This is a genomic window from Acidovorax sp., from assembly GCF_022763525.1.
Taxonomy (GTDB): Bacteria; Pseudomonadota; Gammaproteobacteria; order Burkholderiales; family Burkholderiaceae_C; genus Acidovorax.
This window is the reverse complement of sequence record NZ_JALEGG010000087.1, coordinates 44517-68363: the sequence shown is the minus strand read 5'-3', so window position 1 is coordinate 68363 and position 23847 is coordinate 44517. Positions and strand designations below refer to the sequence as shown.

Annotated in this window: 26 protein-coding genes; 7 read left to right on the top strand and 19 right to left on the bottom strand. The window is 63.9% G+C overall.

Annotation, left to right across the window (positions count from 1 at the left end; translation table 11 throughout):
* Positions 1–82: 82 nt before the first annotated feature.
* The 5 genes from MRY84_RS06970 to rpsP all read right to left on the bottom strand — a co-directional run bounded on the left by MRY84_RS06970 (position 83) and on the right by rpsP (position 3182).
* The gene (locus MRY84_RS06970) at positions 83–757 is read right to left on the bottom strand and encodes a CoA pyrophosphatase (RefSeq protein WP_291505014.1); all 675 of its coding nucleotides are present in this window, start codon (positions 755–757) and stop codon (positions 83–85) included.
* 140 nt (positions 758–897) lie between these two features.
* Positions 898–1284, bottom strand: a complete 387-nt coding sequence (gene rplS / locus MRY84_RS06965) for a 50S ribosomal protein L19 (protein ID WP_291505013.1) — start codon at positions 1282–1284, stop codon at positions 898–900.
* 201 nt (positions 1285–1485) lie between these two features.
* A complete protein-coding gene (trmD, locus tag MRY84_RS06960; protein ID WP_291505012.1) occupies positions 1486–2244 on the bottom strand; it encodes a tRNA (guanosine(37)-N1)-methyltransferase TrmD in 759 nt (252 codons plus the stop codon).
* Between the two features lie 34 nt (positions 2245–2278).
* Complete coding sequence (gene rimM, locus MRY84_RS06955; protein WP_291505011.1) at positions 2279–2851, bottom strand: ribosome maturation factor RimM; 573 nt, start codon at positions 2849–2851, stop codon at positions 2279–2281.
* 79 nt (positions 2852–2930) lie between these two features.
* Positions 2931–3182 (bottom strand): 30S ribosomal protein S16, encoded by a 252-nt coding sequence (gene rpsP, locus MRY84_RS06950; protein ID WP_291505010.1) that lies wholly within the window; start codon positions 3180–3182, stop codon positions 2931–2933.
* 146 nt (positions 3183–3328) lie between these two features.
* On the opposite strand from rpsP, the gene MRY84_RS06945 reads away from it, so the two are divergent.
* Positions 3329–3850 carry a GNAT family N-acetyltransferase gene (locus MRY84_RS06945; RefSeq protein WP_291505009.1) on the top strand — a complete coding sequence of 174 codons (522 nt, stop codon included), beginning with the start codon at positions 3329–3331 and terminating at the stop codon, positions 3848–3850.
* Between the two features lie 8 nt (positions 3851–3858).
* Positions 3859–4305: a hypothetical protein gene (locus MRY84_RS06940; protein WP_291505008.1), complete on the top strand. Its 447-nt coding sequence runs from the start codon at positions 3859–3861 to the stop codon at positions 4303–4305.
* Between the two features lie 147 nt (positions 4306–4452).
* On the opposite strand, the gene MRY84_RS06935 is transcribed toward MRY84_RS06940, so the two are convergent.
* The 3 genes from MRY84_RS06935 to MRY84_RS06925 form a co-directional block, all read right to left on the bottom strand.
* Positions 4453–5463 carry an inorganic phosphate transporter gene (locus tag MRY84_RS06935; protein ID WP_291505007.1) on the bottom strand — a complete coding sequence of 337 codons (1011 nt, stop codon included), beginning with the start codon at positions 5461–5463 and terminating at the stop codon, positions 4453–4455.
* A gap of 19 nt (positions 5464–5482) precedes the next feature.
* Entirely contained in the window at positions 5483–6130 is a 648-nt protein-coding gene (locus MRY84_RS06930) for a DUF47 domain-containing protein (RefSeq protein WP_291505006.1), read from the bottom strand.
* 140 nt (positions 6131–6270) lie between these two features.
* Complete coding sequence (locus MRY84_RS06925) at positions 6271–6633, bottom strand: DMT family protein (RefSeq protein ID WP_291505005.1); 363 nt, start codon at positions 6631–6633, stop codon at positions 6271–6273.
* A gap of 330 nt (positions 6634–6963) precedes the next feature.
* Here MRY84_RS06925 and MRY84_RS06920 point away from each other — a divergent pair, with 330 nt between their 5' ends.
* The gene (locus MRY84_RS06920) at positions 6964–7596 is read left to right on the top strand and encodes an outer membrane beta-barrel protein (protein ID WP_291505004.1); all 633 of its coding nucleotides are present in this window, start codon (positions 6964–6966) and stop codon (positions 7594–7596) included.
* A 114-nt stretch (positions 7597–7710) separates the two neighbouring features.
* Here the strand turns inward: MRY84_RS06920 and MRY84_RS06915 are convergent, their stop codons facing one another.
* From MRY84_RS06915 to MRY84_RS06880, 8 genes are all read right to left on the bottom strand, one after another.
* A complete protein-coding gene (locus MRY84_RS06915; RefSeq protein ID WP_142147772.1) occupies positions 7711–8439 on the bottom strand; it encodes an ABC transporter ATP-binding protein in 729 nt (242 codons plus the stop codon).
* Between the two features lie 12 nt (positions 8440–8451).
* Complete coding sequence (locus MRY84_RS06910) at positions 8452–9234, bottom strand: ABC transporter ATP-binding protein (protein WP_291505003.1); 783 nt, start codon at positions 9232–9234, stop codon at positions 8452–8454.
* 25 nt (positions 9235–9259) lie between these two features.
* Positions 9260–10336, bottom strand: coding sequence for an ABC transporter ATP-binding protein (locus MRY84_RS06905; protein WP_291505002.1), 1077 nt, complete (start codon positions 10334–10336; stop codon positions 9260–9262).
* 13 nt (positions 10337–10349) lie between these two features.
* Entirely contained in the window at positions 10350–11279 is a 930-nt protein-coding gene (locus tag MRY84_RS06900; protein ID WP_291505001.1) for a branched-chain amino acid ABC transporter permease, read from the bottom strand.
* Between the two features lie 581 nt (positions 11280–11860).
* Positions 11861–13210, bottom strand: coding sequence for a replication-associated recombination protein A (locus tag MRY84_RS06895; RefSeq protein WP_291505000.1), 1350 nt, complete (start codon positions 13208–13210; stop codon positions 11861–11863).
* Positions 13211–13307: 97 nt separating this feature from the next.
* Positions 13308–13940, bottom strand: a complete 633-nt coding sequence (lolA, locus tag MRY84_RS06890; protein ID WP_291504999.1) for an outer membrane lipoprotein chaperone LolA — start codon at positions 13938–13940, stop codon at positions 13308–13310.
* 62 nt (positions 13941–14002) lie between these two features.
* Positions 14003–16342, bottom strand: a complete 2340-nt coding sequence (locus tag MRY84_RS06885) for a DNA translocase FtsK (protein ID WP_291504998.1) — start codon at positions 16340–16342, stop codon at positions 14003–14005.
* Between the two features lie 110 nt (positions 16343–16452).
* On the bottom strand, positions 16453–17130 hold the full coding sequence (locus MRY84_RS06880; protein WP_291504997.1) for a Crp/Fnr family transcriptional regulator: 678 nt from the start codon (positions 17128–17130) through the stop codon (positions 16453–16455).
* Positions 17131–17311: 181 nt separating this feature from the next.
* Between MRY84_RS06880 and trxB the strand changes: the two genes are divergently transcribed.
* The 3 genes from trxB to rpmG all read left to right on the top strand — a co-directional run bounded on the left by trxB (position 17312) and on the right by rpmG (position 18866).
* Positions 17312–18265 carry a thioredoxin-disulfide reductase gene (gene trxB, locus MRY84_RS06875; RefSeq protein WP_291504996.1) on the top strand — a complete coding sequence of 318 codons (954 nt, stop codon included), beginning with the start codon at positions 17312–17314 and terminating at the stop codon, positions 18263–18265.
* Between the two features lie 185 nt (positions 18266–18450).
* On the top strand, positions 18451–18684 hold the full coding sequence (rpmB, locus tag MRY84_RS06870; RefSeq protein WP_005797187.1) for a 50S ribosomal protein L28: 234 nt from the start codon (positions 18451–18453) through the stop codon (positions 18682–18684).
* An 11-nt stretch (positions 18685–18695) separates the two neighbouring features.
* The gene (rpmG, locus tag MRY84_RS06865; RefSeq protein WP_008904999.1) at positions 18696–18866 is read left to right on the top strand and encodes a 50S ribosomal protein L33; all 171 of its coding nucleotides are present in this window, start codon (positions 18696–18698) and stop codon (positions 18864–18866) included.
* Positions 18867–18949: 83 nt separating this feature from the next.
* On the opposite strand, the gene MRY84_RS06860 is transcribed toward rpmG, so the two are convergent.
* Positions 18950–20458 carry a PLP-dependent aminotransferase family protein gene (locus tag MRY84_RS06860; RefSeq protein WP_291504995.1) on the bottom strand — a complete coding sequence of 503 codons (1509 nt, stop codon included), beginning with the start codon at positions 20456–20458 and terminating at the stop codon, positions 18950–18952.
* 367 nt (positions 20459–20825) lie between these two features.
* Between MRY84_RS06860 and MRY84_RS06855 the strand changes: the two genes are divergently transcribed.
* Positions 20826–21059: a hypothetical protein gene (locus MRY84_RS06855; RefSeq protein ID WP_291504994.1), complete on the top strand. Its 234-nt coding sequence runs from the start codon at positions 20826–20828 to the stop codon at positions 21057–21059.
* Between the two features lie 110 nt (positions 21060–21169).
* Here the strand turns inward: MRY84_RS06855 and MRY84_RS06850 are convergent, their stop codons facing one another.
* Together MRY84_RS06850 and MRY84_RS06845 are read right to left on the bottom strand one after the other, a co-directional pair.
* Entirely contained in the window at positions 21170–22384 is a 1215-nt protein-coding gene (locus tag MRY84_RS06850) for a fatty acid desaturase (protein ID WP_291504993.1), read from the bottom strand.
* Between the two features lie 131 nt (positions 22385–22515).
* Entirely contained in the window at positions 22516–23790 is a 1275-nt protein-coding gene (locus MRY84_RS06845) for an RsmB/NOP family class I SAM-dependent RNA methyltransferase (RefSeq protein WP_291504992.1), read from the bottom strand.
* Between the last annotated feature and the right edge of the window lie 57 nt (positions 23791–23847).

Genomic DNA, 23847 nt, shown 5'->3' with positions numbered 1-23847 from the left:
GCGAAGAAACTCATGGAGGGCAATGATACTGGCGCCCGCGCCCCGAACGCAGCCAGGGCACGCACGCCGCCCTGCGGCTGGATCAGGCCTGCATGAACCGATAAAAGTTGCGCAGCATGCCGGCAGTGGCACCCCAGATGAAATGCGTCTTGCCCTCGTCTTGGTAGGGCATGGAGAACCACTCGCGGTGGACGCCATCTTGATCGAACACGTGGCGCCTGTGGTTCGCGGGATTGAGCAGGAAGGCCAGCGGCACTTCAAAGAGATCGGCCACCTCGTAAGGATTGGGGGTCAGCACACAATCGGGCCGCACCAGCGCGACCACCGGCGTGATGATGAAGGACGACCCGGTCACGTAGGTGGGCAGGGTTCCCAGCACCTCGACAAACCCGCGGTCTAGACCGACCTCTTCATGGGCTTCCCGCAGCGCAGTGTCGGCCGGCGATGCGTCCTCCGGGTCCGCTCGCCCCCCAGGAAAGGCCACCTGTCCCGAGTGCGTAGACAGATGCGCCGTGCGTTCGGTCAGCAGCACCATCGGCTGCTCGCGCAACATGATCGCGACCAGCACCGACGCGTGGGCCGGCTCACGGTTCATGAACTTCTTTTCAAGCAGCACCTCGGGCTCCCACGCAGGAGGGCTGGCAAAGCGCGCGCGCAACGCGTCCGGGGTCTGAGCCGCCGGCGGCACCGCGGGCAGGTGCGTGTCCACCCCCACCACCGGCACCAGCCGGGGGTCAAAGCCAGGCAGCGATGACACTGGCGCAACGACCGAAGAGACCGAAGAGGCAGCGGGAGTTGAAGCAGGAATCACCACGATGACGACGACCGAGGGGGCAAAAAACAAAAAGCCGCTACAGGCAAATGCTGTAGCGGCTCCGATCAGGACATGCCCGCGCCTTATGCGGCGGTGGCTGCAGCCTTGTTGACGCGCGAAGGCAGCTTTTCCTTGATACGAGCCGACTTGCCGCTGCGGTCACGCAGGTAGTACAGCTTGGCACGGCGCACGTCACCGCGGCGCTTCACTTCGATGCTGGCGATCAGGGGGCTGTAGGTCTGGAACGTACGTTCCACGCCTTCGCCGCTGGAGATCTTGCGCACGGTAAAGCCGCTGTTCAGGCCGCGATTGCGCTTGGCAATCACCACACCTTCGTAAGCCTGCACGCGCTTGCGGTTGCCTTCCACCACGTTCACGTTCACGATCACCGTGTCGCCAGGAGCGAATTCGGGGATGGTCTTGTTGAGGCGGGCAATTTCTTCCGCTTCCAGGGTCTGGATCAGGTTCATGTGTATTTCCTTGTGATCTTGTCCGCGCCAAAAATGGCTGCGTCGGGATTGACGTCTCAGTGTTTTGCAGAAGTGTTTTCTGCGAAAACGGCCGGCCAGAGGATCGAAAAGCCTTTGATTATAGCAAGTCAAGGACGACCTGCATAACCCACCGACCGAGCCCACGCTCTCACCGACCGCAGGGAACCATGCAAGCCATCCTCAGACCAACTTGGCCAGCGTCGCTTCATCAAGCGGCCCCAGCCGCCCCTCGCGGCGGGCTGCGTCGATCAAATCCGGCCGGTGCCGGGCGGTGATGGCCAGACGCTGGTCGCGCCGCCACCGTTCGATCTGGGCATGGTGGCCTGACATCAGGGCCGCCGGCACCTGCTGGCCGGCCCATTCTTCAGGACGGGTGTAGTGAGGGCAATCGAGCAAGCCATCCAGCGCCGGATTGAAACTATCGAGCTGGTGGCTACCCTCGTCGTTGAGTACGCCCGGCTGCAGGCGCGCCACGGCATCCAGGAGAGCCATCGCGGCAATCTCGCCGCCAGAGAGCACGAAATCACCCAGGCTCATCTGCAGATCGACGTGGGCATCGATGAAACGCTGGTCGATGCCTTCGTAACGGCCGCACAGCAGAACCGCTCCTTCGCTGGCTGACCAGCGTTCCACTGCGGCGTGGTTCAAGGGCTGCCCGATCGGAGAGAAAAGAACCAGCGGCACTTGACGACCCTCAGGCTCCGCCCGCTGCGCGCGGATGGCCGACAAACACCGCGCCAACGGCTCCGCCATCATCACCATGCCGGGTCCGCCGCCAAAGGGCCGGTCGTCCACACGGCGGTAGTTGCCGTCAGCATGGTCCCGGGGGTTCCACAAATGCACCTCGACCTGGCCATTGGCATAGGCGCGGCGTGTCACTCCGCTGGCCAGAAATGGCCCGAACAGCTCGGGGAACAAAGTGATGACGTCAAAGCGCATGGTGCGCGGTACAGGCTGAAGTGGTCCGGTTAAATCAGTAGTCGGGCTGCCAGTCCACCGTGATCCGTTTTTCGGCCAGATCGACTTTGTCGACGAAGGCGGAGACAAAGGGAATCAGGCGCTCGTGCGCTTTGCCGCCCTGCTCATAGGTCAGCACCAGCACCGTCTGCGGGCCGGTGGACATCAATTCCTGCACTTGGCCCAGCGCCACGCCGTCGCGGTTGACCACCGAAAGGCCGATCAGGTCGACCCAGTAGTACTCGTCTTCGGAGGTGGTGGGAAAACTCGAGCGCGGCACAAAAATACGCGCCCCCCGCAGCGCTTCGGCGGCGTTGCGGTCATCGATCCCCTGCGCCAGGGCGACCACGGTATCCGAATGGTGCTTGGCTTGGCGAATGGAGAGCAGGACCGTGCCGCTGAATGTCTTGGCACCTCGCTCGGAGGGCAGAAGGTACCAGCGCTTGGCTGAAAACAGCGCTTCGGGGCTACCGCTGTGCGACAACACCTTGAACCAACCCTTCACCCCCCAGGCATCTGCAATGCGCCCCACCTCAACGGCGTCTTCCGGCAACTGTGCGGATTCAAGGTGCAGGGAAATGTCGGCCATGGTGCGTACGGATTCCGGAATAGGAAAAGGGCGGGTTCCGCCAGTCTTGCCGACGAAACCCGCCCTTTTGCGAAGAGCTTTAAGCGGCCTTCTTGGCAGCTTGCTTGATCAGGCGATCCACGGTGGCCGAGGTCTGGGCGCCCACACCCGTCCAGTACGTCAGGCGGTCCTGTGCAATGCGCAGGCCTTCTTCGGATTCCTTGGCGGTGGGGTTGTAGAAGCCAATGCGCTCAATGAAACGGCCATCGCGGCGCACGCGCTTGTCAGCAACGACGATATTGAAGAAAGGACGGCCCTTGGAGCCGCCGCGGGAGAGTCGAATGACGACCATGATTTATCCTTCGGGTGGTGAACTCCGGCGCTATTTGCCGAGAGCCACAGTGTTCGCAACCATATTCGCAACGCTTGAGACACGCGACATGGCCACCCGGCCAGCGACACGCTGCAAAGCCCGCGATTATATCCACTTCTTCCCAAATGCCCATCATCCGGCCCAGCACCGACGCTGACATCCCCCACATCACCGCCATTTACCGGCATCACGTATTGCACGGCACGGGCACCTTCGAGATCGACCCTCCCTCCGAAGCCGACATGGCCGCCCGCCGCGCCGATGTGCTGGGCAAAGGCTTGCCCTGGCTAGTGGCCGAGCAGGATGGGCGTGTGCTGGGCTTCGCCTATGCCAATTGGTTCAAGCCGCGGCCGGCCTACCGGTTCTCGGCCGAGGATTCGATCTACGTGGCGGAAGACGCCCGCGGCATGGGGCTGGGCCGCCTGCTGCTGGCCGAGCTGGCCGCACAGGCCGAGGCCGTCGGCGTGCGCAAACTGCTGGCCGTCATCGGCGACTCGGCGAATGCCGGCTCCATCGGCGTGCACCGTGCGCTGGGATTTACCGACGTGGGCATCATGCGCTCGGTGGGCTGGAAATTCGGGGCCTGGCGCGACATCGTGCTCATGGAAAAGGCCCTGGGCGCAGGCGACACCACCTCGCCCGAATGAAGCGCACCATGAAAAACAAGACCTTGGCAGCCTGGCTCGCTTTCGCCGGCGGACCCCTGGGCCTGCACCGCTTCTACCTGCACGGAATGGGCGACCTCATCGGGTGGTTGCTGCCGATCCCTACGGCGCTGGGGATCTACGGCATCCAGCGCGTCCAGCAGATGGGCCAGGACGACCACATGAGCTGGATGCTGATTCCGCTGCTGGGCTTCACCATCGCGGGCTGCGCGCTGCAAGCGATTCTGTTCGCACTGAAAACACCCGAGGCCTGGAACGAACGCTACAACCCCGGCGCCGCGCCAGATTCCCCCGCGGGGCGGACGCAATGGATCACCATCGGCGCCATCATCGTGGCTCTGATGGTGGGCACGGCCGTGTTGATGGCCAGCCTGGCTTTCAGCTTTCAGCGCTACTTCGAATACCAGATCGAGGAAGCCCGCAAGATCTCGCAATGATGCAGCGGTAGCGCCCTGCCTCGGTGCCTCGCAGCCCGATCGATCCCACCAAGCAAAACGCCCTACGGGATGGAAATCCTGCAGGGCGTTTGCGCTTTCTCAGTCAGGCTTTTTCGCTACTTTTCAGCAGCAAACCCGACGCGGGAATCAAAAGATCTGAAGGCTGATCCAGTAGGCCACCGCCGCCACAAAAGCGCTGGCGGGGATGGTCAGGATCCAGGCCCAGATGATGTTGCCCGCCACGCCCCAGCGCACTGCGCTGGCGCGCTGCGTGGAGCCGACGCCCACGATGGCGCCCGTGATAGTGTGCGTGGTGGACACCGGGATACCGAGCGTGGTGGCCAGGAACAGTGTGAGCGCCCCGCCGGTTTCGGCGCAAAAGCCGCCCACGGGCTTGAGCTTGGTGATCTTCTGGCCCATGGTCTTGACGATGCGCCAGCCGCCGAACATGGTGCCCAGGCCGATGGCCACATAGCAGCTCACGATGGTCCAGGTGGGCGGGGAGGCGTCCCCGGCAGACGAATACCCGGTAGCGATCAGCAGCAGCCAGATGATGCCGATGGTCTTTTGCGCGTCGTTCCCGCCGTGGCCCAGGCTGTAGGCACCGGCAGACACCAGCTGCAGCCGGCGGAACCACTTGTCGACCTTGCTGGGCCGGGTACGCCGGAAGATCCAGGCCACGGCCACCATCATCAGCGAGCCGAGCGCAAACCCGAGCAGCGGCGACACGAAGATGAACGCCACCGTCTTGAGAATGCCCGCGGAGATGAGCGCGCTGGCGCCCGCCTTGGCGATCACCGCGCCCACAATGCCGCCGATCAGCGCATGCGAGGAACTGCTGGGGATGCCGTAATACCAGGTGATCACGTTCCAGGTGATGGCGCCCACGAGCGCGCCAAACACGACGTGCGTGTCGACCACACCTGGCTGGACGATGCCCTTGCCCACGGTGGCCGCCACACTCAGGTGGAAGATGAAGATCGCGACGAAGTTGAAGAACGCCGCGAACAGCACCGCCTGCGCGGGCTTGAGCACGCCGGTGGACACCACCGTGGCAATCGAATTGGCCGCGTCGTGGAACCCGTTCATGAAGTCGAACAGGAGCGCCAGCGCCACGAGCAACACCACAACCCACAGGGCCGTCTGTATGGTTTCCATGCTGGTCAGCCTGCGGGGATCAGGAGTTTTCGAGGACGATGCCCTCGATGCAGTTGGCCACGTCCTCGCACTTGTCGGTGATGGTCTCCAGCAGCTCATAGATGGCCTTGAGCTTGATCACCTCGCGCACATCGGGCTCTTCGCGGAACAGCTTGCTCATGGCGCTGCGCATCACGCGGTCGGCGTCGGATTCGAGCTTGTCGATTTCCTCGCAGGTCTTGAGGGCGGCTTCGGCCACTGCCGGGTCGGCGATCTTGTCCAGCAGCTTCACTGCGTCGCGCAGGCGTTCGCAGCACTTGAGGCTTAGGTCGGTGAGGCGCGTGATCTCTTCCGTCATGTGGCGCACGTCATACAGCGCCATGGTTTCGGCCGAGTCCTGGATCAAGTCGGCCACATCGTCCATCGTGTTGATCAGCGCGTGGATCTGCTCGCGGTCGATGGGGGTGATGAAGGTCTTGTGGATGGCCTTGTTCACTTCGTGCGTCACGCGGTCCGCGGCGCGCTCGGCGTTGTCCACGTCCTGGTTGTACTTGTCGCGCAGGTGCAGGTCACCGTAGTTGGCCACCAGTTGCGAGAAGGCCCGGGCCGCCTCGACGATGCGGTCCGCATGCTGGTTGAACATTTCGAAAAAATTGCCTTCGCGTGGCAACAGCTTGGCAAACAGCATGGGGGAGGCTCCTGGATCGGCTCGCGATCGTTTCTGTAAAAGACAAAACCATGTCACTTGCATGACATTTGCGGGACCGCGCGAGTTTAACCGGCGCACCCGTGCACTTGGGTGGCTGGGCGTGTGGTAGCTGAGCAGCGTCAGGCGCCCCGGAAAATGAAATACACAGCGCCCACCAGGCAAAGCCCGGCCCAGAGGTAGTCCCACTTGAGCGGCTGCCCCATGTAGAAAACCGCGAACGGGACAAACACGGCCAGCGTGATGACCTCTTGCATGATCTTGAGCTGCCCTACGTTGAACTGTGTGAAGCCAATGCGGTTGGCAGGCACTTGCAGCAGGTACTCGAACAGCGCAATGCCCCAGCTGATCAGTGCGGCCGTGTACCAGGGCGACGTTGCAAGGCTCTTGAGGTGGCCATACCAGGCAAAGGTCATGAAAACGTTGCTGGCGACCAGCAGCAGGACGGTTTGCAGCGAGATGGGCAAGGATTGGAGGGTGTTCATGGCGTATCACGGGGCGTTGCGCCCCAACGGATGGAGCCACGGATTCTAGATAAAAAGAGGCTCTAGCGCTTTACCCACAAGCGCAATCAGCTATTATTTTTATAGCAAACCGATACGACTCGTTAGGTTCGCCCCCTCTGCGGCCCCAGGACGTGCCGGGCCTGCACAGGCGGCACCATCAGCCGGTTCCTACAAGCGGGTTCCCTGCACTCCCACGGAGAGGACCTCGGTCAGTTCCTACATTGGCAATGCACCCCACGCGTTACCGGGACCTACAAGGCGCGCATGGGGCCGCATCCCTTCTGCCCCAACCGACCCGAGGACCGCTTCATGACATTCCATCACCGCCTTGTGCCCGTGGCTTTGGCCGTCGCCTGCATCTCCATGGGTGCGCAAGCCCAGGTTTCCACGTCTTCCGCGCCAGCGCCCTCTTCTTCGGCGTCCACCCGCAGTGACCGCATGTCCGTGCTGCCATATACGCAGAATGGCTACCTGGGCATCAGCGCCGGCAACTCGAAGTACGACATCCGTAGCGGCGCGGGCGGCGCGCCCTTTGACGATTCGGACAGCGCCTTCAAGGTGTACACCGGCGGGTTCTTCCACCCCAACGTGGGCGTGGAACTCGGCTACCTCAACGCAGGCAAGGCCCACCGCCTGGGCGGTGATACCGAGGCGCACGGCTTCAACCTGAGCCTCGTGGGCCGCGCGCCTCTGAGCGAGCAATTCGACCTGTTCGGCAAGGTCGGCACGACCTACGGCCGCACCCGCACCTCGGGCGCCAGCGGCCTGGGCGTGCGAACAGGCAAGGAAGACGGCTTCGGACTGTCGTACGGCTTGGGCGCGCGCTGGGCGTTCACACCGCAATGGGCCGCCGTGGTCGAGTGGGAAAGCCACAAGTTCAAGTTCTCCGACGGGGACAATGCGGTGAAGATGACCACGGTGGGATTGCAATACCGGTTCTGACAGCAGCGCGGCACGGCCCCCTGCCAACCATAGCGGCAGTCACCACGAAAAAAGGGGCGCGGTCCGTGACCTGCGCCCCTTTTCGTCTGCTTGTCAGGCCAGCCGCCGCTGGACTTACTCGCCCAGGTACGCCGCACGCACCTTGGGATCGTTCAGCAGGTCCTGGCCGGGGCCCGTCATGGTGATCAAGCCCGATTCCATCACATAGCCGCGGTCGGCAATCGCGAGCGCGCGGCTCGCGTTCTGCTCCACCAGCACGATGGTCACGCCCAGGGCGTACACGTCGCGCACCACCTCGAAGATCTTGTCGACCATGATGGGCGACAGGCCCATGGAAGGCTCGTCCAGCAGCAGCACCTTGGGCTGGCTCATCAGCGCGCGGCCCATGGCCAGCATCTGCTGCTCGCCGCCGGACATGGTGCCGGCCAGCTGGTCCTTGCGTTCGCGCAGGCGGGGGAAGATGGTGAACATCTTCTCGATGTCGGCGAGGATGCCCGCCTTGTCCTTGCGGATGTAGGCACCCATCTGCAGGTTTTCGGTGATGGTCATGCGTGCGAACACGCCGCGGCCTTCCGGCACCATCACGAGGCCTTCCTTGACCAGGTCCCAGGCACCCTTGCCCTTGATGCTCTGGCCCAGGTACTCGATGTCGCCATCGTTCATGCCCAGCGTGCCGGTGATGGCCTTCATGGTGGTGGTCTTGCCAGCACCGTTGGAGCCAATCAGCGAGACCAGTTCGCCCTCGCGCACTTCGAAGTCCACGCCCTTGACGGCCTGGATGCCGCCGTAGGCCACCTTCAGGCCCTTGACCTGCAATAAAACTTTGTTGGATTTTTCGGCCATTTGTTCTGTCCTTCAGTGCCCGCCGGTGCCCAGGTAGGCCTCGATCACTTTTTCGTTCTTCTGCACCTCGGCAGGGTTGCCTTCGGCGATCTGTTTGCCGTAGTCGAGCACCGTCACGCGGTCGCACAGGCCCATCACCAGCTTCACATCGTGTTCGATCAACAAGATGGTGCGGTTGTCCTTTCGGATCTGGTCGATCAGCTCGCGCAACTGCACCTTCTCGGTGGCATTCATACCGGCAGCGGGCTCGTCCAACGCGATCAGCTGAGGATCCGTGGCCAGCGCGCGGGCAATCTCCAGGCGGCGCTGGTCGCCGTAGCTCAGCGTGCGCGCCTTGTAGTCTGCAAACCTGCCGATGCCTACGTAGTCGAGCAGTTCCTGGGCACGCTTGGCGATGGCAGCCTCTTCTTCCTTGAAGCCCTTGGTGCGGAAGACCGCGCCTACCAGGCCGGACTTGGTCCGGATGTGGCGGCCCACCATCACGTTCTCCAGCGCCGTCATTTCAGCGAACAGGCGGATGTTCTGGAACGTGCGCGCGATACCGGCCTTGGCCACTTCGTGCACGGCCGTGGGCTCGTAGGGCTTGCCTGCCAGCTCAAACGTGCCCGCATCAGGTGTGTACAGGCCGGTGATCACGTTGAAGAACGTGGTCTTGCCCGCACCGTTGGGGCCGATCAGGCCATAGACCTGACCGCGCTGGATGGTGATGCCCACATCGGACAGGGCCTGCAGGCCGCCAAAGCGCTTGGAGATACCGGCGACCTTCAGCACCACTTCATTGGATTTCTCTGTCATTGCTAACTTTCAGTGGTGTTCTGCTTCAGGTCTTCTGCGTCAGGCTCTTGCCGTGCTCGGGCGACGGCCACAGGCCGCGGGGGCGGATCAGCATGATGATGATCATGGCCAGCGCGATCAGCAACTGGCGCAGGATGGCGGAGTCCAGGCGGCCATCGGTCATGGCCTGCAGCGGGCCGGCCACGTAGCGCAGCACTTCGGGCAAAGCCGACAGCAGCACGGCACCCAGGATCACGCCAGGGATGTGGCCGATACCGCCCAACACCACCATGGCGACGATCATGACCGACTCCATCAGGCTGAAGGACTCGGGCGACACGAAGCCCTGGAACGCGCCGAACATCGCACCCGACACGCCACCAAACGAAGCGCCCATGCCGAAGGCCAGCAGCTTCATGTTGCGGGTGTTGATGCCCATGGCCTTGGCCGCGATTTCGTCTTCACGAATGGCCATCCAGGCGCGGCCGATGCGCGAATCCTGCAGGCGGTAGCAGATGATGATCGACAGCACCACCAGAATCAGGAACAGGTAGTAATACAGCGTGACGGAGTTGATGTCGAATCCGAACAGTTCCAGGCGCTTGCCCAGATCCAGGCCAAAGATCTTGACCGAATCGATCTGGCCCAGGCCCTTGGGGCCGTTGGTCAGGTTGACGGGGTGATCCAGGTTGTTCAGGAAGATGCGGATGATCTCGCCGAAGCCCAGCGTGACGATGGCCAGGTAGTCCCCGCGCAGCTTGAGCGTGGGCGCCCCGAGCAGGGCTCCGCAGAACGCCGCCAGCAGCGCCGCCACCGGTATCACGAGCCATAGGGAGGTATGCAGCCCGTTGGGGAACATGGCGGCAAACGCCGCAAAGTTGTCCGCCAGGTGCGGCGAAGCCATCAAGGCAAACAGGTAGGCGCCCACGGCGTAGAACGCCACGTAGCCCAGGTCCAGCAGGCCGGCGTAGCCCACCACGATGTTCAGGCCCAGGGCCAGCAGCACGTACAGCAGTGCTAGGTCGGCAATGCGCACCCAGGCGTTGCCGAAGGATTGCAGGATCAGCGGCAGCACCAGCAGCGCGACGGCGCCGATGATCCAGTTGGTTTTGGTGTTCTTCATGGTGTGAGGCTCCTCAGGCGCGATCGGCCACACGCTCACCCAGCAGGCCCGAGGGGCGCAGCGTCAGGATGATGATGAGCACGATGAACGCAAAGATGTCGGTGTAGTGGCTACCCAGCAGGCCGCCAGTGAGCGTGCCGATGTAGCCCGAGCCGATGGCTTCGATGAGGCCCAGCAGGATGCCGCCCACCACCGCGCCGGCCAGGTTGCCGATGCCGCCGAACACGGCCGCCGTGAACGCCTTGAGGCCAGGCAGGAAGCCCATGGTGTGCTGCGCCGTGCCGTAGTTGGAGGCGTACATCATGCCGGCAATGGCCGCCAAGACGGCGCCGATGATGAAGGTGGCCGAGATCACCATGTCGGGCTTGACGCCCATCAGGGAGGCCACGCGGGGGTTCTCTGCCGTGGCACGCATGGCGCGGCCCAGGTTGGTGTGGTTGACCAGGTACACCAGCGATGCCAGGGCAATGGCAGTCACGCCCAGGATGAGGATCTGCGTGGGGGTGATGTAGGCGCCGCCCACCTCAAAAGGCGTGCTGGGCAGCATCGTGGGATAGGGCTTGTAGTTGGGCTTCCAGATGATCATGGCCAGCGTCTGCAGCAGGATGGACATGCCGATGGCGGTGATCAGGGGAGCGAGACGGGGGCTGTTGCGCAGGGGCCGGTAGGCCACCTTTTCGATCACGAAATTGAGGGTTGCGGCGACCACGCAGGCAATGAGCGTGGCCAGCAGCAGGATGAGCCAGCCTGGGGCGCCGGGCATGGCAGCCTGCATGATTCCGATACAGCTCCAACTGGTCAGTGCCCCGATCATGAGCACCTCGCCGTGGGCAAAATTGATCAGCTGAATAATGCCGTACACCATCGTATAGCCCAAGGCTATCAAGGCGTACATGCTGCCGAGAACCAGACCGTTGATGATCTGTTGCAGCAAAATGTCCATAAGAGAAGTCCTTCGTTTGTAACGTACCCACCGCTCGGCACCGGAATCGGCACAGCCTTGTGGGCCCGACTGCCACCTAGCAAAAAACCCGCCAGAAGTGCAGCTGTGCGGGTTTGTGGACGGGATTGTAGCCAGTAGTCCCTCGCAGCCCTTGCGGCGCCGGGCGGGGTTTTCCCTCGGGTTTGCGCCACATCAGCGCAGAACGCAATCCATAAGTTGGAATGATGCGAGCAGGAAAATTGATGTGCTAACTTATTACCACCTTTATGCCAAATCAGCATAACGGGCAGCGCACTCGTGGATTCAGAAGCTGTGAATGGCGCTGGCGGGGTCGAGCAGGCCGACATAATGCGCCGGGCCTAAACGCTAACAGCCGCTGACAAAACTCAGCGAAACGGTTCGGGCCAGGCGCTGCATCGCAGGCAGGACTGGGCGTACAACAAGACGTAGCAACGACGCCGGAAGAGTTTTAGTTCCCGCTCTAGCCGCCGCCATAGCGCGGGCTGTGGCGAGCACTCGTAACGACGAGCGGGTGCGTTTTGGCGGGATCAGCGGGGCCCGGTGGGCTTGCTGCCGCCTTCTCAAGACTCTTCGCTGGCAATGCCCGCGGAATCCGCGGAAGCATTGCGAGCACGCAACTCACGCAATTTGTGTGCGATCTTGATTTCGAGTCCGCGCTCCACTGGCACGTAGAAACCGGGCTCCGGCATCCCCTCCGGCAGGTAGTTTTCGCCCGCCGCAAAGCCTCCCTCTTCGTCGTGCGCGTAACGGTAGCCTTTGCCGTAGTCGAGCTGTTTCATGAGCTGCGTTGGTGCATTGCGAAGGTGCATCGGCACCGGGCGGGTGCCGTCCTGCTTCACCCAGGCACGGGCCGCGTTGTAGGCTTTGTAGACGGCGTTGGACTTGGGTGCCACGGCCAGATACACCACGCATTCAGCCAAGGCCAGTTCCCCTTCAGGACTGCCCAGTCGTTCGTACACCTCGCTGGCGTCCAGCGCCAGGCGCAGCGCGCGCGGGTCTGCCAGGCCAATGTCTTCGCTGGCCATGCGCACCAAACGGCGGGCCATGTAGCGCGGGTCGGCACCTCCGTCGAGCATGCGCACCAGCCAATACAGCGCAGCATCGGGGTCGGAGCCGCGCACCGACTTGTGCAGCGCGCTGATGGTGTCGTAGAACTGCTCGCCGCCCTTGTCGTAGCGGCGCATGCGCTCGCCCAGCACCTTGAGGAGCCAGGTGTCGGTGATCTCGGTCAGCTTCTCCTGCGTGGCCGCCATGGCCAGGGTTTCGAGTGTGTTGAGCAATCTGCGGGCATCGCCATCGGCATAGGCCACCAAGCGATCGATTGCTACATCTTCGATAGCTGGCAGCGCTTTCTCTGCCTGCGCCAGAGCCACTATTTGCTTCAGATCCTGTTCGGACAGCGGCTGCAGCACGTACACGGCAGCGCGTGACAGCAGCGCCGAGTTCACCTCGAACGACGGGTTTTCGGTGGTTGCCCCAATGAAGGTAAACAGCCCGCTCTCCACATGCGGCAAGAAGGCATCTTGCTGGCTCTTGTTGAAGCGGTGCACTTCATCCACGAAGACGATCGTGCGCTGCTGCATCAGCCCGTCGCGCGCCGCCTCGGCACGTTCGACCGCCTCGCGGATGTCCTTGACCCCGCCCAGCACGGCGCTGATGCTGATGAACTGTGCGTCGAACGCATCGGCCATCAGCCGCGCGATGGTCGTCTTGCCCACGCCCGGCGGGCCCCACAGGATGCAGCTGTGCGGGCGGCCCGATTCAAAGGCCAGCCGCAGCGGCATGCCCGGGCCCAGCACATGCTGCTGGCCGATCACCTCGCCGAGCGTGCGGGGCCGCAGGCGCTCCGCCAGGGGCTGGTGGGCGGGGGCATGCATCGCCGCGGGGGTGGAGGCACTGCGTGTTGCCATGTTGGAGTGGATCCTGTCTACGTCAGGCTTTCAAGCGAAAAATGCCTCAATCGCCCAGCCAGCAAGCGCTGACAGTTATGTTTTTTGAAGCAAAACGCTACTGCTTCACCACATCCGCCCCGGCTGGCGGCTTGAACTGGAAGCTGCCTGCAGGCAGCGTCGCATTGGCCTGCATGCCGGTAAAGCGAATCAGCGAGCGCTGGCCAAAGCTGTCCAGGATGTCCAGGGCCGCGAGCTGCTCACCCGCAAAGCCCACGCGCACGCTCTTGAGCTGACCATCCTTGGTTTTGGGCGTGGCCTGCACCCACTGCAGACCGTCCTGGTCGGGGGCGTTTTCCAGCGCGAACTCGGCCTTGAGCGCCGACAGGTCGGGGGCCGACGCGAGCAATGCAGCGGGTGTGGTGCCCAGGGCTTGCGACTGCGAGCGCTGCGTGACCTGGTTCAGATCCACGTCGTACAGCCACAGCGTTTGCCCGTCGGCCACGATGATCTGCTCGAACGGCTTCCTGTAGGCGAACTTGAAGCGGTTGGGTCGCTGGAACTCGAAGCTGCCGCTGGATGTCTTGGTGCGCGCGGCCTGCCCATCCTTCGGCGGCGAGGTCACCGTCTGCGTGAAATCCGCCTTGCCGGTCTGTGTGCCCTTCATGAAGGACTCCAGGCTTTTAAGGCCGTCAGCGCTTGCTACGCTTGCGGCAGCAGCTATCAAAATTGCAGTGGCGATCTTTTTCAACAGAAACTCCTGATCTGGGGATGCGGGCCCGGCCGGCTTGTCGTGGCCAGCCAGCCGGCCCGTCATTCGTTGCGGTTGGGCACCAGCACTTCACGCTGGCCGCTGGCCGTCAGGCCGCTGACCAGACCGGCTTTTTCCATGTCTTCCAGCAGGCGGGCCGAGCGGTTGTAGCCAATGCGCAGCTTGCGCTGCACATACGAGATGCTCGCCTTGCGGTCCTTGAGCACCACCTCGACAGCCTGGTCGTACATGGGGTCTTTCTCACCGCCTTCGCCACTGCCGCCGTCCCCGGTCAGATCGCCATCTCCATCCACAGTTCCGCCTTCGAGCACCCCCTCGATGTAGTCCGGCTCCCCTTGTTCCTTGAGGTAGTTGACGACACGGTGTACTTCCTCGTCCGACACGAAAGCGCCATGCACGCGGATCGGCAGACCCGTGCCGCTGGCCATGTAGAGCATGTCGCCCATGCCCAGCAGCGCTTCGGCGCCCATCTGGTCGAGGATGGTGCGGCTGTCGATCTTGGAGCCCACCGAGAACGCGATGCGGGTGGGGATGTTGGCCTTGATCAGGCCGGTGATCACGTCCACGCTGGGGCGCTGGGTGGCCAGGATCAGGTGAATGCCCGCCGCACGCGCCTTCTGCGCCAGGCGGGCGATGAGCTCCTCGATCTTCTTGCCCACCACCATCATCAGGTCGGCCAGCTCGTCGATGATGACCACGATGTGCGGCAGGCGCTGCAGCGGCTCGGGCTCCTCGGGCGTGAGGCTGAAGGGGTTGTAAATGAACTCCTCGCGCGCCTTGGCTTCATCGATCTTGGCGTTGTAGCCCGCCAGGTTGCGCACGCCCAGTTTGGACATGAGCTTGTAGCGCCGCTCCATCTCGGCCACGCACCAGTTCAGGCCGTGGGCCGCCTGCTTCATGTCGGTCACCACAGGCGCCAGCAGGTGCGGAATGCCCTCGTAGACCGACATTTCCAGCATCTTGGGGTCGATCATCAAAAGGCGCACATCGCGCGCCTCGGCCTTGTACAGCAGCGAGAGGATCATCGCGTTGATCCCCACTGACTTGCCCGAGCCCGTGGTACCCGCCACCAGCACGTGCGGCATCTTGGCGAGGTCGGCCACCACAGGGTTGCCCACGATGTCCTTGCCCAGGCCCATGGTGAGCATGCTCTTGGCTTCGTGATAGACCTGCGAGCCGAGAATCTCGGACAGACGGATGGACTGGCGCTTGGCGTTGGGCAGCTCCAGCGCCATGTAGTTCTTGCCCGGAATGGTCTCGATCACGCGGATGGACACCAGGCTGAGCGAGCGGGCCAGGTCCTTGGCCAGGCCCACGATCTGCGAGCCCTTGACGCCCGTGGCGGGCTCGATCTCGTAGCGCGTGATCACGGGGCCGGGCATGGCGGCCACCACGCGCACTTCCACGCCAAAGTCCTTGAGCTTTTTCTCGATGAGGCGGCTGGTCATCTCCAGCGTCTCGGGCGCCACGGTTTCCTGGCGCTGCTGGGGGCCGTCCAGCAGGTCCACCAGCGGCAGCTTGCTGTCAGGCATCTCGGTGAACAGGGGCTTCTGGCGCTCTTTCACCACGCGGGTGCTTTGCGGCACGTCCACCAGCACAGGTTCGATGATCTGGATGGGTTCGGGGTGGTGCACCTCGCTCTCGGTGCGCTCCTCCAGCACCACCACTTCGCGCTCGCGCGCGGCCTTGCGGCCCACGGCCACGTCCTTGGCGACCTCGCGCTTGGCCAGGCGCGACTGGATGAGCGCGTCGATGCGAGCGCCCAGGCCCTCGGCCACATGGCCCCACGAGAAGCGGAACACCAGCGCCGCCCCGAGCACCGCCGCCACGATGGACAGCAGAGCCGAACCCGTGTGGCCCAGCCACTTCACGCTCGCTGGCCCCACCACGTAGCCCAGCACGCCGCCGGCGTGCCCGCCCGGCAGCAGGGATTCGAAGCGGTACAGCCGCGACCACTCAAGCGCCGTGCTGGCGCACATCAGCAGCACCAATCCGCCCCAAAACAGGGCCCGGCGCCGCAACGGGCTGGCCGCACCCGGGATCGACTCGCCACCGCGCATCCAGCGCGCGAGCGACGAAAGCCAAGCACGCACGCCCGCGGCCACGCACCACCAGACAGAAAATCCCAGCGCGAAGTAGCTGCCATCGGCCAGCCAAGCACCTAACCGGCCGGCCCAGTTGGCCACCATGCGTGCGTCGCGGGTGCCGGAACTTGAAAAAGCCGCGTCCTGCGCGGAGTAGCTGACCAACGCCAGCAACCAGAAAACCAGGGCCAGCAGGCCCACGACCAGACCGATTTCATGGCCAAAACGGGCAGCGCCCGTGCGGGGCGGTGACTTGGCCGCCGCCGATGCATTCAGGGTATTGAGGGAATAGGTCATATGCGTGCCGGGCGAGCTTACCCCAAGCACTGGACGAAGCGACAGTCCCCTGAACGGCTACGCCGTTTCCCCCCTCGCGCTGGCCACGTGCTCGCCCATGAATGAATAACTCAGCCCAACGCGTTCAAACGGTCCTTGAGCAAGGTGGCGCCACTGGGCAGCGCTTCGATGAAGCCGCGCTCCTCCAGGTCCTTCATCACACGGCTGACCATCTCGCGCGAGGCGCCCACCATCTTGGCCAGGTCCTGGCGCGAGATCTTGTCCTTGATCACCAACTGGCCCTGGGCATCGGGCACCGCAAAGTCCAGCAACGCGTGCGCCACGCGCCCGTACACGTCCAGCAAGGCCAGTGACTCGATCTTGCGGTCTGCGTGGCGCAGCCGCTTGACCAGGCCGCGCATCACCACCAGCGACATGGAGGCGTTCTCGGTGAGGCAGCGCGCAAACTCCGCCCGGCCCAGCGTCAGAACGTCGGTCTGCACCTCGGCCCGCACCGTGGCGGAGTGCGGCTCGTTGTCGATGATGCTCATCTCGCCCAGGTAGTCGCCCTGCGAGAGCGTGGCCAGGATCACCTCGCGGCCCCGGCTGTCGGAGGCCATCACCCGCGCCCGCCCCGTGAGCAGGATGTACAGCGCATCGGACTTCTGCCCCTGCTCCACCAGCACCTCGCCCCGCTTGAAGCGGCGCTTGACCACAGCCCCGCTGAGCACCTCGGCCTGCGCCACCGTGAGCAGCGAGAACAGTGGAACCCGGCGCAGCAGATCCAGGTTGGACAACATCGTCGACATGAAACCTCTCCTCTCAGTGCGAACCCCTGTGCCGCCACACGTCACTGATGGGTTCTTACAATCGCCGTGATTGATAAAGCAGCCGTTTGCCCAAGTGGCCGCCGGTTGATACTCGGCAGCTCAGCCCCCAGCTTCCCCAACAGCGCCGCAATGTAGCGGACGCAAAACACAGGCTTTTACCATGTCCACCACTCAACACGCGAAAGTTCTGATTCTTGGCTCCGGCCCCGCCGGCTACACGGCCGCCGTCTATGCCGCGCGCGCCAACCTGAACCCGGTGCTCATCACCGGCATGGCCCAGGGCGGCCAGCTGATGACCACCACCGAAGTGGACAACTGGCCCGCCGACGTGCATGGCGTACAGGGCCCGGACCTGATGCAGCGCTTTTTGGAACACGCTGAGCGCTTCAAGACCCAGATCATCTTTGACCACATCAACAAGGTCGACTTCAGCCAGCGTCCCTTCACGCTCACCGGCGACAGCGGCACCTACACCTGCGACGCGTTGATCCTGGCCACCGGCGCATCCGCCAAGTACCTGGGGCTGCCCTCGGAGCAGTCCTTCATGGGCAAGGGCGTGTCCGGCTGCGCCACCTGCGACGGTTTCTTCTACCGCGAGCAGGATGTCTGCGTGGTCGGCGGCGGCAACACGGCGGTGGAAGAAGCGCTGTACCTGTCCAACATCGCCCGCAAGGTCACGCTGGTGCACCGCCGCGACAAGTTCAAGGCCGAACCCATCCTGGTGGACAAGCTCAACGAGAAGGTCGCCGCCGGCAAGATCGAGCTCAAGCTGTTCTACACCCTGGACGAGGTGCTGGGCGACAACACCGGCGTGACCGGCATCCGCATCAAGAGCACCAAGGACGGCAGCACTGAAGACATCCAGCTGCAGGGCTGCTTCATCGCCATCGGCCACGCGCCCAACACGGAGATCTTCCAGGGCCAGCTCGAGATGGAGAACGGCTACATCATCACCCAGGGCGGCCTCAAGGGCTTTGCCACCCAGACCAGCGTGCCCGGCGTGTTCGCAGCGGGCGACGTGCAGGACCACGTATACCGCCAGGCCATCACCAGCGCGGGCACGGGCTGCATGGCGGCGCTGGATGCCCAGCGCTTCCTTGAACAAGAAAGTTGATCAAAAATTAAGCTGCAGGCTATAATCTGCGGCTTTGCTGATTTCGACCCGTTCTTCACGGTCCTTTCGAAACAGGCAAATCGGGTTACCGCCACCCTTTCTGGCGAGGTGAGGCCGCAAGCCAACCCGGGAAATCATGCCCCGGGGCCCAGCGAACGGCCGTTAAAAAGTATCGGAGTGTCCTCATGGCACGCGTCTGCGACGTAACGGGCAAGAAGCCCATGGTCGGAAACAACGTTTCCCACGCCAACAACAAAACCAAGCGCCGGTTCCTGCCGAACCTGCAATACCGCCGTTTCTGGGTCGAGAGCGAAAACCGCTGGGTGCGCCTGCGTGTTTCGAGCGCTGCCCTGCGTTTGATCGACAAGAACGGTATCGACTCGGTGCTCGCAGACCTGCGTGCCCGTGGCCAGGCTTAAGGAGTAGCACCATGGCAAGCAAAGGCGGACGCGACAAGATCAAGCTGGAATCCACTGCGGGTACCGGCCACTTCTACACGACGACCAAGAACAAGAAGACGATGCCCGAGAAGATGCTGATCATGAAATTTGATCCCAAGGCTCGCAAGCACGTCGAATACAAGGAAATGAAGCTGAAGTAATTCGGCCCATGACCTTCCAAAAAGCCGCCCTTTTCAGGGCGGTTTTTTTATGCCCGCTTCGCCCCACCGCGTGCGGCGCTTCCTCAGGCCGCTTTGCGCGGTGCGGGCAGTTCCGCCATCTGCGCGGCGAGCAAGGCGCCCAGCGTTTGGTAGCCTGCTTCCACCTCGGGCGTGAACGGCATGCCGCAGCTCAAGCGCAGGAAATGCTCGTACCGCCCCGTGTTAGAGAACATGGGGCCCGGCGCCACGCGGATGCCCTTTTGCAGCGCCTCGTCGTACAGGCGGGTCGATGAGATGCCAACGGGCAGTTCCAGCCACAGGCTGAGCCCTCCCGGTGGCAGGCTGAGGCGGGTCCCGGGCGGAAAATAACGCGCCACGGCGCGTGCGGCTTGCTCGCGCTGGAGGCGCAACTGCGCCCGCATGCGGCGCATGTGGCGTTCGTACGCTGGCGAATCCACGCTGCGCGCCGCCAGCAGTTGCGACCAGGTCTGCATGTTGCGCGTGCGGGCGAACTTGATCATCTGCACGCGGGCCTGCCAGCGGCCCGCGCTCATCCAGCCCTGGCGCAGCCCAGGCGCAAAGCTCTTGCTGAGCGACGCGCAGTAGATTACCTGTCCAGCGTCGCCCGGGCGGTCCCAGGCCTTGGCGGGCCGCAGCACACGCGGGGACTCCACAAACTCCCGGTAGATGTCGTCCTCAATGAGCGCCAAGCCATGCTCGACGCACAGCGCCACCAGGCGCTCTTTGTGCGCGTCGGGCATCACGCTGCCCTGGGGCATCTGCAAGTGGGGCACCACCACCACGCCCTTGAGCCGGGGCTCGTTGCGCGCCGCCAACTCCAGAGCCTCCAGCGACATGCCGGTGTGGGGGCTGCATGGAATCTCCAGGGCGCGCAGGCCGCGCACTTCGATGGCTTGCAGGATGCCGAAGAACGTGGGTGATTCCACCGCGATCACATCACCCGGCTCGGCAATGGCATCGAGCGCCAGGTTCACCGCCTCGGAGTTGCCGTGCGTAGCGCCGATGTCGGCCGGTGCGACACACACGCCAAAGGTCAGCGCATGCCGCGCCATCGCCTGCTGGAACTTCGGGTGGGTGGTGGGCGCAGAGGGCCCGTAGACCAGGATGTCGGGCTGCTCGCGCAGCAGGCCGTGGGCGAGCCGGTTGAGCGCTGCGGCGTCGAACAGACTGGGCGCGGGCATGGCACTGCCCAGGTCCAATGGCAGGGGGCCAGCGCGACGGGCCTTCTCCAGAAAGCCGGAAATCCGTTCATTGATGCCGGCGAAGACATGCGGGTCCTGGGCCAGGGGTTCGTGCAGCTCGGGCTCACGGGCCTCGGGCAACATCACCCCTCCGGACTCGCGCACGAAGTAGCCCACGCGCTCCCGCGCCTCCACGCAGCCCTGGGATTCGAGGTGGCGCAGCACCTGCAGCGCCGTCGTCAGGCTCACCTGGTGCCGCTGGCACAGCTCGCGCACCGAAGGCATGCGCATGCCGGGTGAAAGGCTGCCGGCGGCGATCGCCTGTTCATACAGGGCGGCCAGCTGGCGGTAGCGCGGGGCTTCCCGCTGATCGGAGGAGGTGTATGACATGGGCTGGACAACGGATCTGGGCATCGTGCCGGAACGCTGGCTACGGGTACAGATACAGGAAGGCGCAGACACGACCATAACAGCCTCTGAAAAATCGTTGCTGTTCTACCGCTCTGTAGCGCCACGTGTACCTGTTGGGCGGCAGACGCTTTTTCTAAGCTGGAGCCCTCCCTACCGTGCATTTCTTACGGAGCACAGCATGTCGCCACACAGTCCCTCCACGACGTTTTCCCCGCCCCTGCCCCTGCCCTCGGGCGAGAGCCTCTGGCTTTGCCTGCCACCGGGCAGCACATTGCGCCCCACCCGAGGCACTATCAGCGTCCGCTGGGCACCCCAGCCCTGCGGGCACACCTTGCACACCCCGCCCATGACCCTGCTGGCGGCAGGCGAGCCCCTGGCATGGAGTGGGACAGCGCAGGCCATCTGGGTTCAGTTGTACAACGCGACGCACGAGCCGGCCGCGGTCCAGCTGGAGGAAGCTGCTCCCACGCCAACGCTGTGGCCGAAGATCTGGCGAGAGCTGCGCGCGGCCTTGCGGCGCAGTGGCAATGCCGCGCGCGAACTGCCCTCGCGGCGCAGCGCATGGCACGGGGCGCGCTGAGCCTGCGCACCCCCTTGCACAAGGGGTCAGGCAAAAAAAGAAAATAAAAAGGCCCTGCCAACCGGCAGGGCCTTTTTCGCAAAGGTGCAGTCCGGGTTTCTGAAACGACCTCAGGCCTGTGCTGCCCGCAACCGCAGCGAGAACTCGCGCAACGCGGCAATGCCGCTTTCCTCGGCACGGCGGCACCAGGCCTGCAAGTCGGCCGTCAGCTGCTCGCGCGAGTGGGAAGTGTTGAGCCACAGCTGGCGCAGCTCCTCGCGCATGGTGACCATCTTGTCGAGCGCCGGGTGGGCGGCGCGGACCTGGGCCAGTTGCGGCAGCGCGATGGCCGGCACCTTCTCGGCATCGCGATGCAGCCAGCGCTTGGCAGCCTTGAGCACCGAAACGTCCGCCTGGCGCGCCTTGAGTGCGGCAATCTCTTCCTTGCAGGCCCGGCGCACGCCGCGTGCGTAGCCCGCCATGACCTCATAGCGGTTGGCAATGAGCGCCTCCAGGGTCTTCTCATCGGCCACCGCCTTCACGTCGCCCAATTGCAGCTTGGGCGGCACCTTCTTCACGGTGGCCCAGCCCACTTTCTTCATCAGGCTGATGTAGACCCAGCCGATGTCGAACTCGTACGGCTTGACCGAGAACTTGGCCGATGTGGGATAGGTGTGGTGGTTGTTGTGCAGCTCTTCGCCACCGATGATCACACCCCAGGGGGAGAGGTTGGTGCTGGCGTCCTGCGCCTCGAAATTGCGATAGCCCCAGTAGTGGCCAATGCCGTTGACCACGCCCGCGGCCCAGAAAGGGATCCAGAGCATCTGCACAGCCCACACAGCAGCGCCGACGGCGCCGAAGAGCGCGAGATCGAGCACCAGCATCAGGCCCACGCCCTGCCAGGGGAAGCGGCTGTAGACATTGCGTTCCACCCAGTCGTCGGGTGTGCCGTGGCCGAATTTCTTCAGGGTGTCCTGGTTCTTGGCCTCGGCGCGGTACAGCTCGGCGCCGCGCCACATCACCGTGTCCAGGCCGCGTGTCTGCGGGCTGTGCGGGTCTTCGGCGGTTTCGCACTTGGCGTGGTGCTTGCGGTGGATGGCCACCCATTCCTTGGTCAGCATGCCCGTGCCAACCCACAGCCAGAAGCGGAAAAAGTGCGAGGGAATGGCGTGCAGGTCCAGCGCGCGGTGCGCTTGCGCGCGGTGCAGGAAGATCGTGACCGCCGCAATGGTGACGTGGGTCGTCGCCAGGGTGTACAGCACGATCTGCCACCAAGCCAGATTCCAAAGACCATGGCCCAGCCAGTCGATGGCAGCGTTCAGGACAGCCCAATCGGGTAACAGCATATTCAGAAAACCTTACTTTGACAGGAACCCGTTCACCAGCGGACGGAGTCCCATTTTAGAGACGTGTCCCCGGGGTAGGTTCAGGGGTATCCACGGTATTTGCGGTGATTTAGCCGCTTTAGGGGGCTATGTCAGGGCTTTTTTGTCCAGATTGCCGCAAAAAACCCGTCCGTCTGATGCACATGGGGCCACAGGCGCAGGTATCTGCCGCCCGTCTCGCCACCGCTGCACAGACCCGCGGCACCCTCTACCTTGAGCTGTTGCAGCACGGCCCCAGCGTCCAGCAGCTCAAAGTCGGGGTGCGATGCGCTGAAGGCCTCCGCGATGGCCTCGTTTTCCTGGGGCAAGATGCTGCAGGTGGCATACACCAGGCGGCCGCCGGGCTTGAGCAGGCGCGCGGCACTGGCCAGGATGGCGGTCTGCTTGGCCACCAGCTCTTCGATGGCCTTCGGTGACTGGCGCCATTTGAGGTCGGGGTTGCGCCGCAGCGTCCCCAGGCCGGAGCACGGGGCATCCACCAGAACGCGATCGATCTTCCCCGCCAGCCGTTTCACGCGCTCGTCGCGTTCGTGGGCGATGGCGGCCGGGTGCACATTGGACAGGCCGCTACGCGCCAGCCGGGGTTTGAGCGCATCCAGGCGGTGCGCCGAGACATCAAACGCATACAAGCGACCGGTGTTGCGCATGCTGGCGCCAATGGCCAGTGTCTTGCCGCCGGCTCCGGCGCAGAAATCCACGACCATTTCGCCCCGCTTGGCATCGAGCAGCAGAGCCAGCAATTGCGAGCCTTCGTCCTGCACTTCGACGGCCCCGCGCGTGAACGCATCAAGCTTGGTCAGCGCCGGCTTGCCGTCAATGCGCAGGCCCCAGGGCGAATACGGTGTGGGCATGGCCTGGATGCCGGCCTTGGCAAGCTCCTTTTGCACGTCGGCACGCTTGTCCTTGAGCGCGTTGACGCGCAAGTCCAGCGGAGCGCTCTGAGCCAGGCTTTCCACCAACGGCCAGAAACCGTCTCCCACCTGGTCCTTCAGGGGTTTCACCAGCCATTCGGGCAGGTTGTGGCGGTGCCGCTCCATCAGGTCGTCGGCCGTAACGGCGTCGCACTGGTCGAGCCATTTCTTCTCCTGCTCGGTCAGCGCGCTCTTGAGAAAGTCGCGCGGGCCATGGAAGCCCAGGATGGCCAGGCGGCGCTCCTTGGGGCCCGAGCCGGAGGGCGCCATGTGGTCGAACAGCAGCTTCTTGCGCAGAACGGTGTAGACCGTCTCGGCCAGGGTGGCGCGCTCGCGCGGGCCCAGGCCGCGGTTGTCGCGAAAGAAGCGTGACACCACCGCGTCGGCGGGGTGTTCAAACGTGAGAGTGAGCCTGATGAGTTCGGCGCAGGCGTCGAGGAGAACTTTGGGATGCATCCCCCAATTGTCCCATTCCCTGCTGCGAGGGCGACCGTGGGGCGATCTCCGGCCGCG

Bases quoted from the DNA above. Each gene is read 5' to 3' on its own strand.
- rpmB (WP_005797187.1), top strand. From the start codon at position 18,451: ATGGCACGCGTCTGCGACGTAACGGGCAAGAAGCCCATGGTCGGAAAC.
- MRY84_RS06945 (WP_291505009.1), top strand. From the start codon at position 3,329: ATGCCCATCATCCGGCCCAGCACCGACGCTGACATCCCCCACATCACC.
- trxB (WP_291504996.1), top strand. From the start codon at position 17,312: ATGTCCACCACTCAACACGCGAAAGTTCTGATTCTTGGCTCCGGCCCC.
- MRY84_RS06935 (WP_291505007.1), bottom strand. From the start codon at position 5,463: ATGGAAACCATACAGACGGCCCTGTGGGTTGTGGTGTTGCTCGTGGCG.
- MRY84_RS06845 (WP_291504992.1), bottom strand. From the start codon at position 23,790: ATGCATCCCAAAGTTCTCCTCGACGCCTGCGCCGAACTCATCAGGCTC.
- MRY84_RS06880 (WP_291504997.1), bottom strand. From the start codon at position 17,130: ATGTCGACGATGTTGTCCAACCTGGATCTGCTGCGCCGGGTTCCACTG.
- MRY84_RS06905 (WP_291505002.1), bottom strand. From the start codon at position 10,336: ATGAAGAACACCAAAACCAACTGGATCATCGGCGCCGTCGCGCTGCTG.
- MRY84_RS06910 (WP_291505003.1), bottom strand. From the start codon at position 9,234: ATGACAGAGAAATCCAATGAAGTGGTGCTGAAGGTCGCCGGTATCTCC.
- MRY84_RS06900 (WP_291505001.1), bottom strand. From the start codon at position 11,279: ATGGACATTTTGCTGCAACAGATCATCAACGGTCTGGTTCTCGGCAGC.
- MRY84_RS06895 (WP_291505000.1), bottom strand. From the start codon at position 13,210: ATGGCAACACGCAGTGCCTCCACCCCCGCGGCGATGCATGCCCCCGCC.
- MRY84_RS06940 (WP_291505008.1), top strand. From the start codon at position 3,859: ATGAAAAACAAGACCTTGGCAGCCTGGCTCGCTTTCGCCGGCGGACCC.
- rpmG (WP_008904999.1), top strand. From the start codon at position 18,696: ATGGCAAGCAAAGGCGGACGCGACAAGATCAAGCTGGAATCCACTGCG.
- rplS (WP_291505013.1), bottom strand. From the start codon at position 1,284: ATGAACCTGATCCAGACCCTGGAAGCGGAAGAAATTGCCCGCCTCAAC.
- MRY84_RS06915 (WP_142147772.1), bottom strand. From the start codon at position 8,439: ATGGCCGAAAAATCCAACAAAGTTTTATTGCAGGTCAAGGGCCTGAAG.
- MRY84_RS06885 (WP_291504998.1), bottom strand. From the start codon at position 16,342: ATGACCTATTCCCTCAATACCCTGAATGCATCGGCGGCGGCCAAGTCA.
- rimM (WP_291505011.1), bottom strand. From the start codon at position 2,851: ATGGCCGACATTTCCCTGCACCTTGAATCCGCACAGTTGCCGGAAGAC.
- MRY84_RS06860 (WP_291504995.1), bottom strand. From the start codon at position 20,458: ATGTCATACACCTCCTCCGATCAGCGGGAAGCCCCGCGCTACCGCCAG.
- MRY84_RS06920 (WP_291505004.1), top strand. From the start codon at position 6,964: ATGACATTCCATCACCGCCTTGTGCCCGTGGCTTTGGCCGTCGCCTGC.
- MRY84_RS06930 (WP_291505006.1), bottom strand. From the start codon at position 6,130: ATGCTGTTTGCCAAGCTGTTGCCACGCGAAGGCAATTTTTTCGAAATG.
- MRY84_RS06925 (WP_291505005.1), bottom strand. From the start codon at position 6,633: ATGAACACCCTCCAATCCTTGCCCATCTCGCTGCAAACCGTCCTGCTG.
- trmD (WP_291505012.1), bottom strand. From the start codon at position 2,244: ATGCGCTTTGACGTCATCACTTTGTTCCCCGAGCTGTTCGGGCCATTT.
- rpsP (WP_291505010.1), bottom strand. From the start codon at position 3,182: ATGGTCGTCATTCGACTCTCCCGCGGCGGCTCCAAGGGCCGTCCTTTC.
- MRY84_RS06850 (WP_291504993.1), bottom strand. From the start codon at position 22,384: ATGCTGTTACCCGATTGGGCTGTCCTGAACGCTGCCATCGACTGGCTG.
- MRY84_RS06855 (WP_291504994.1), top strand. From the start codon at position 20,826: ATGACCCTGCTGGCGGCAGGCGAGCCCCTGGCATGGAGTGGGACAGCG.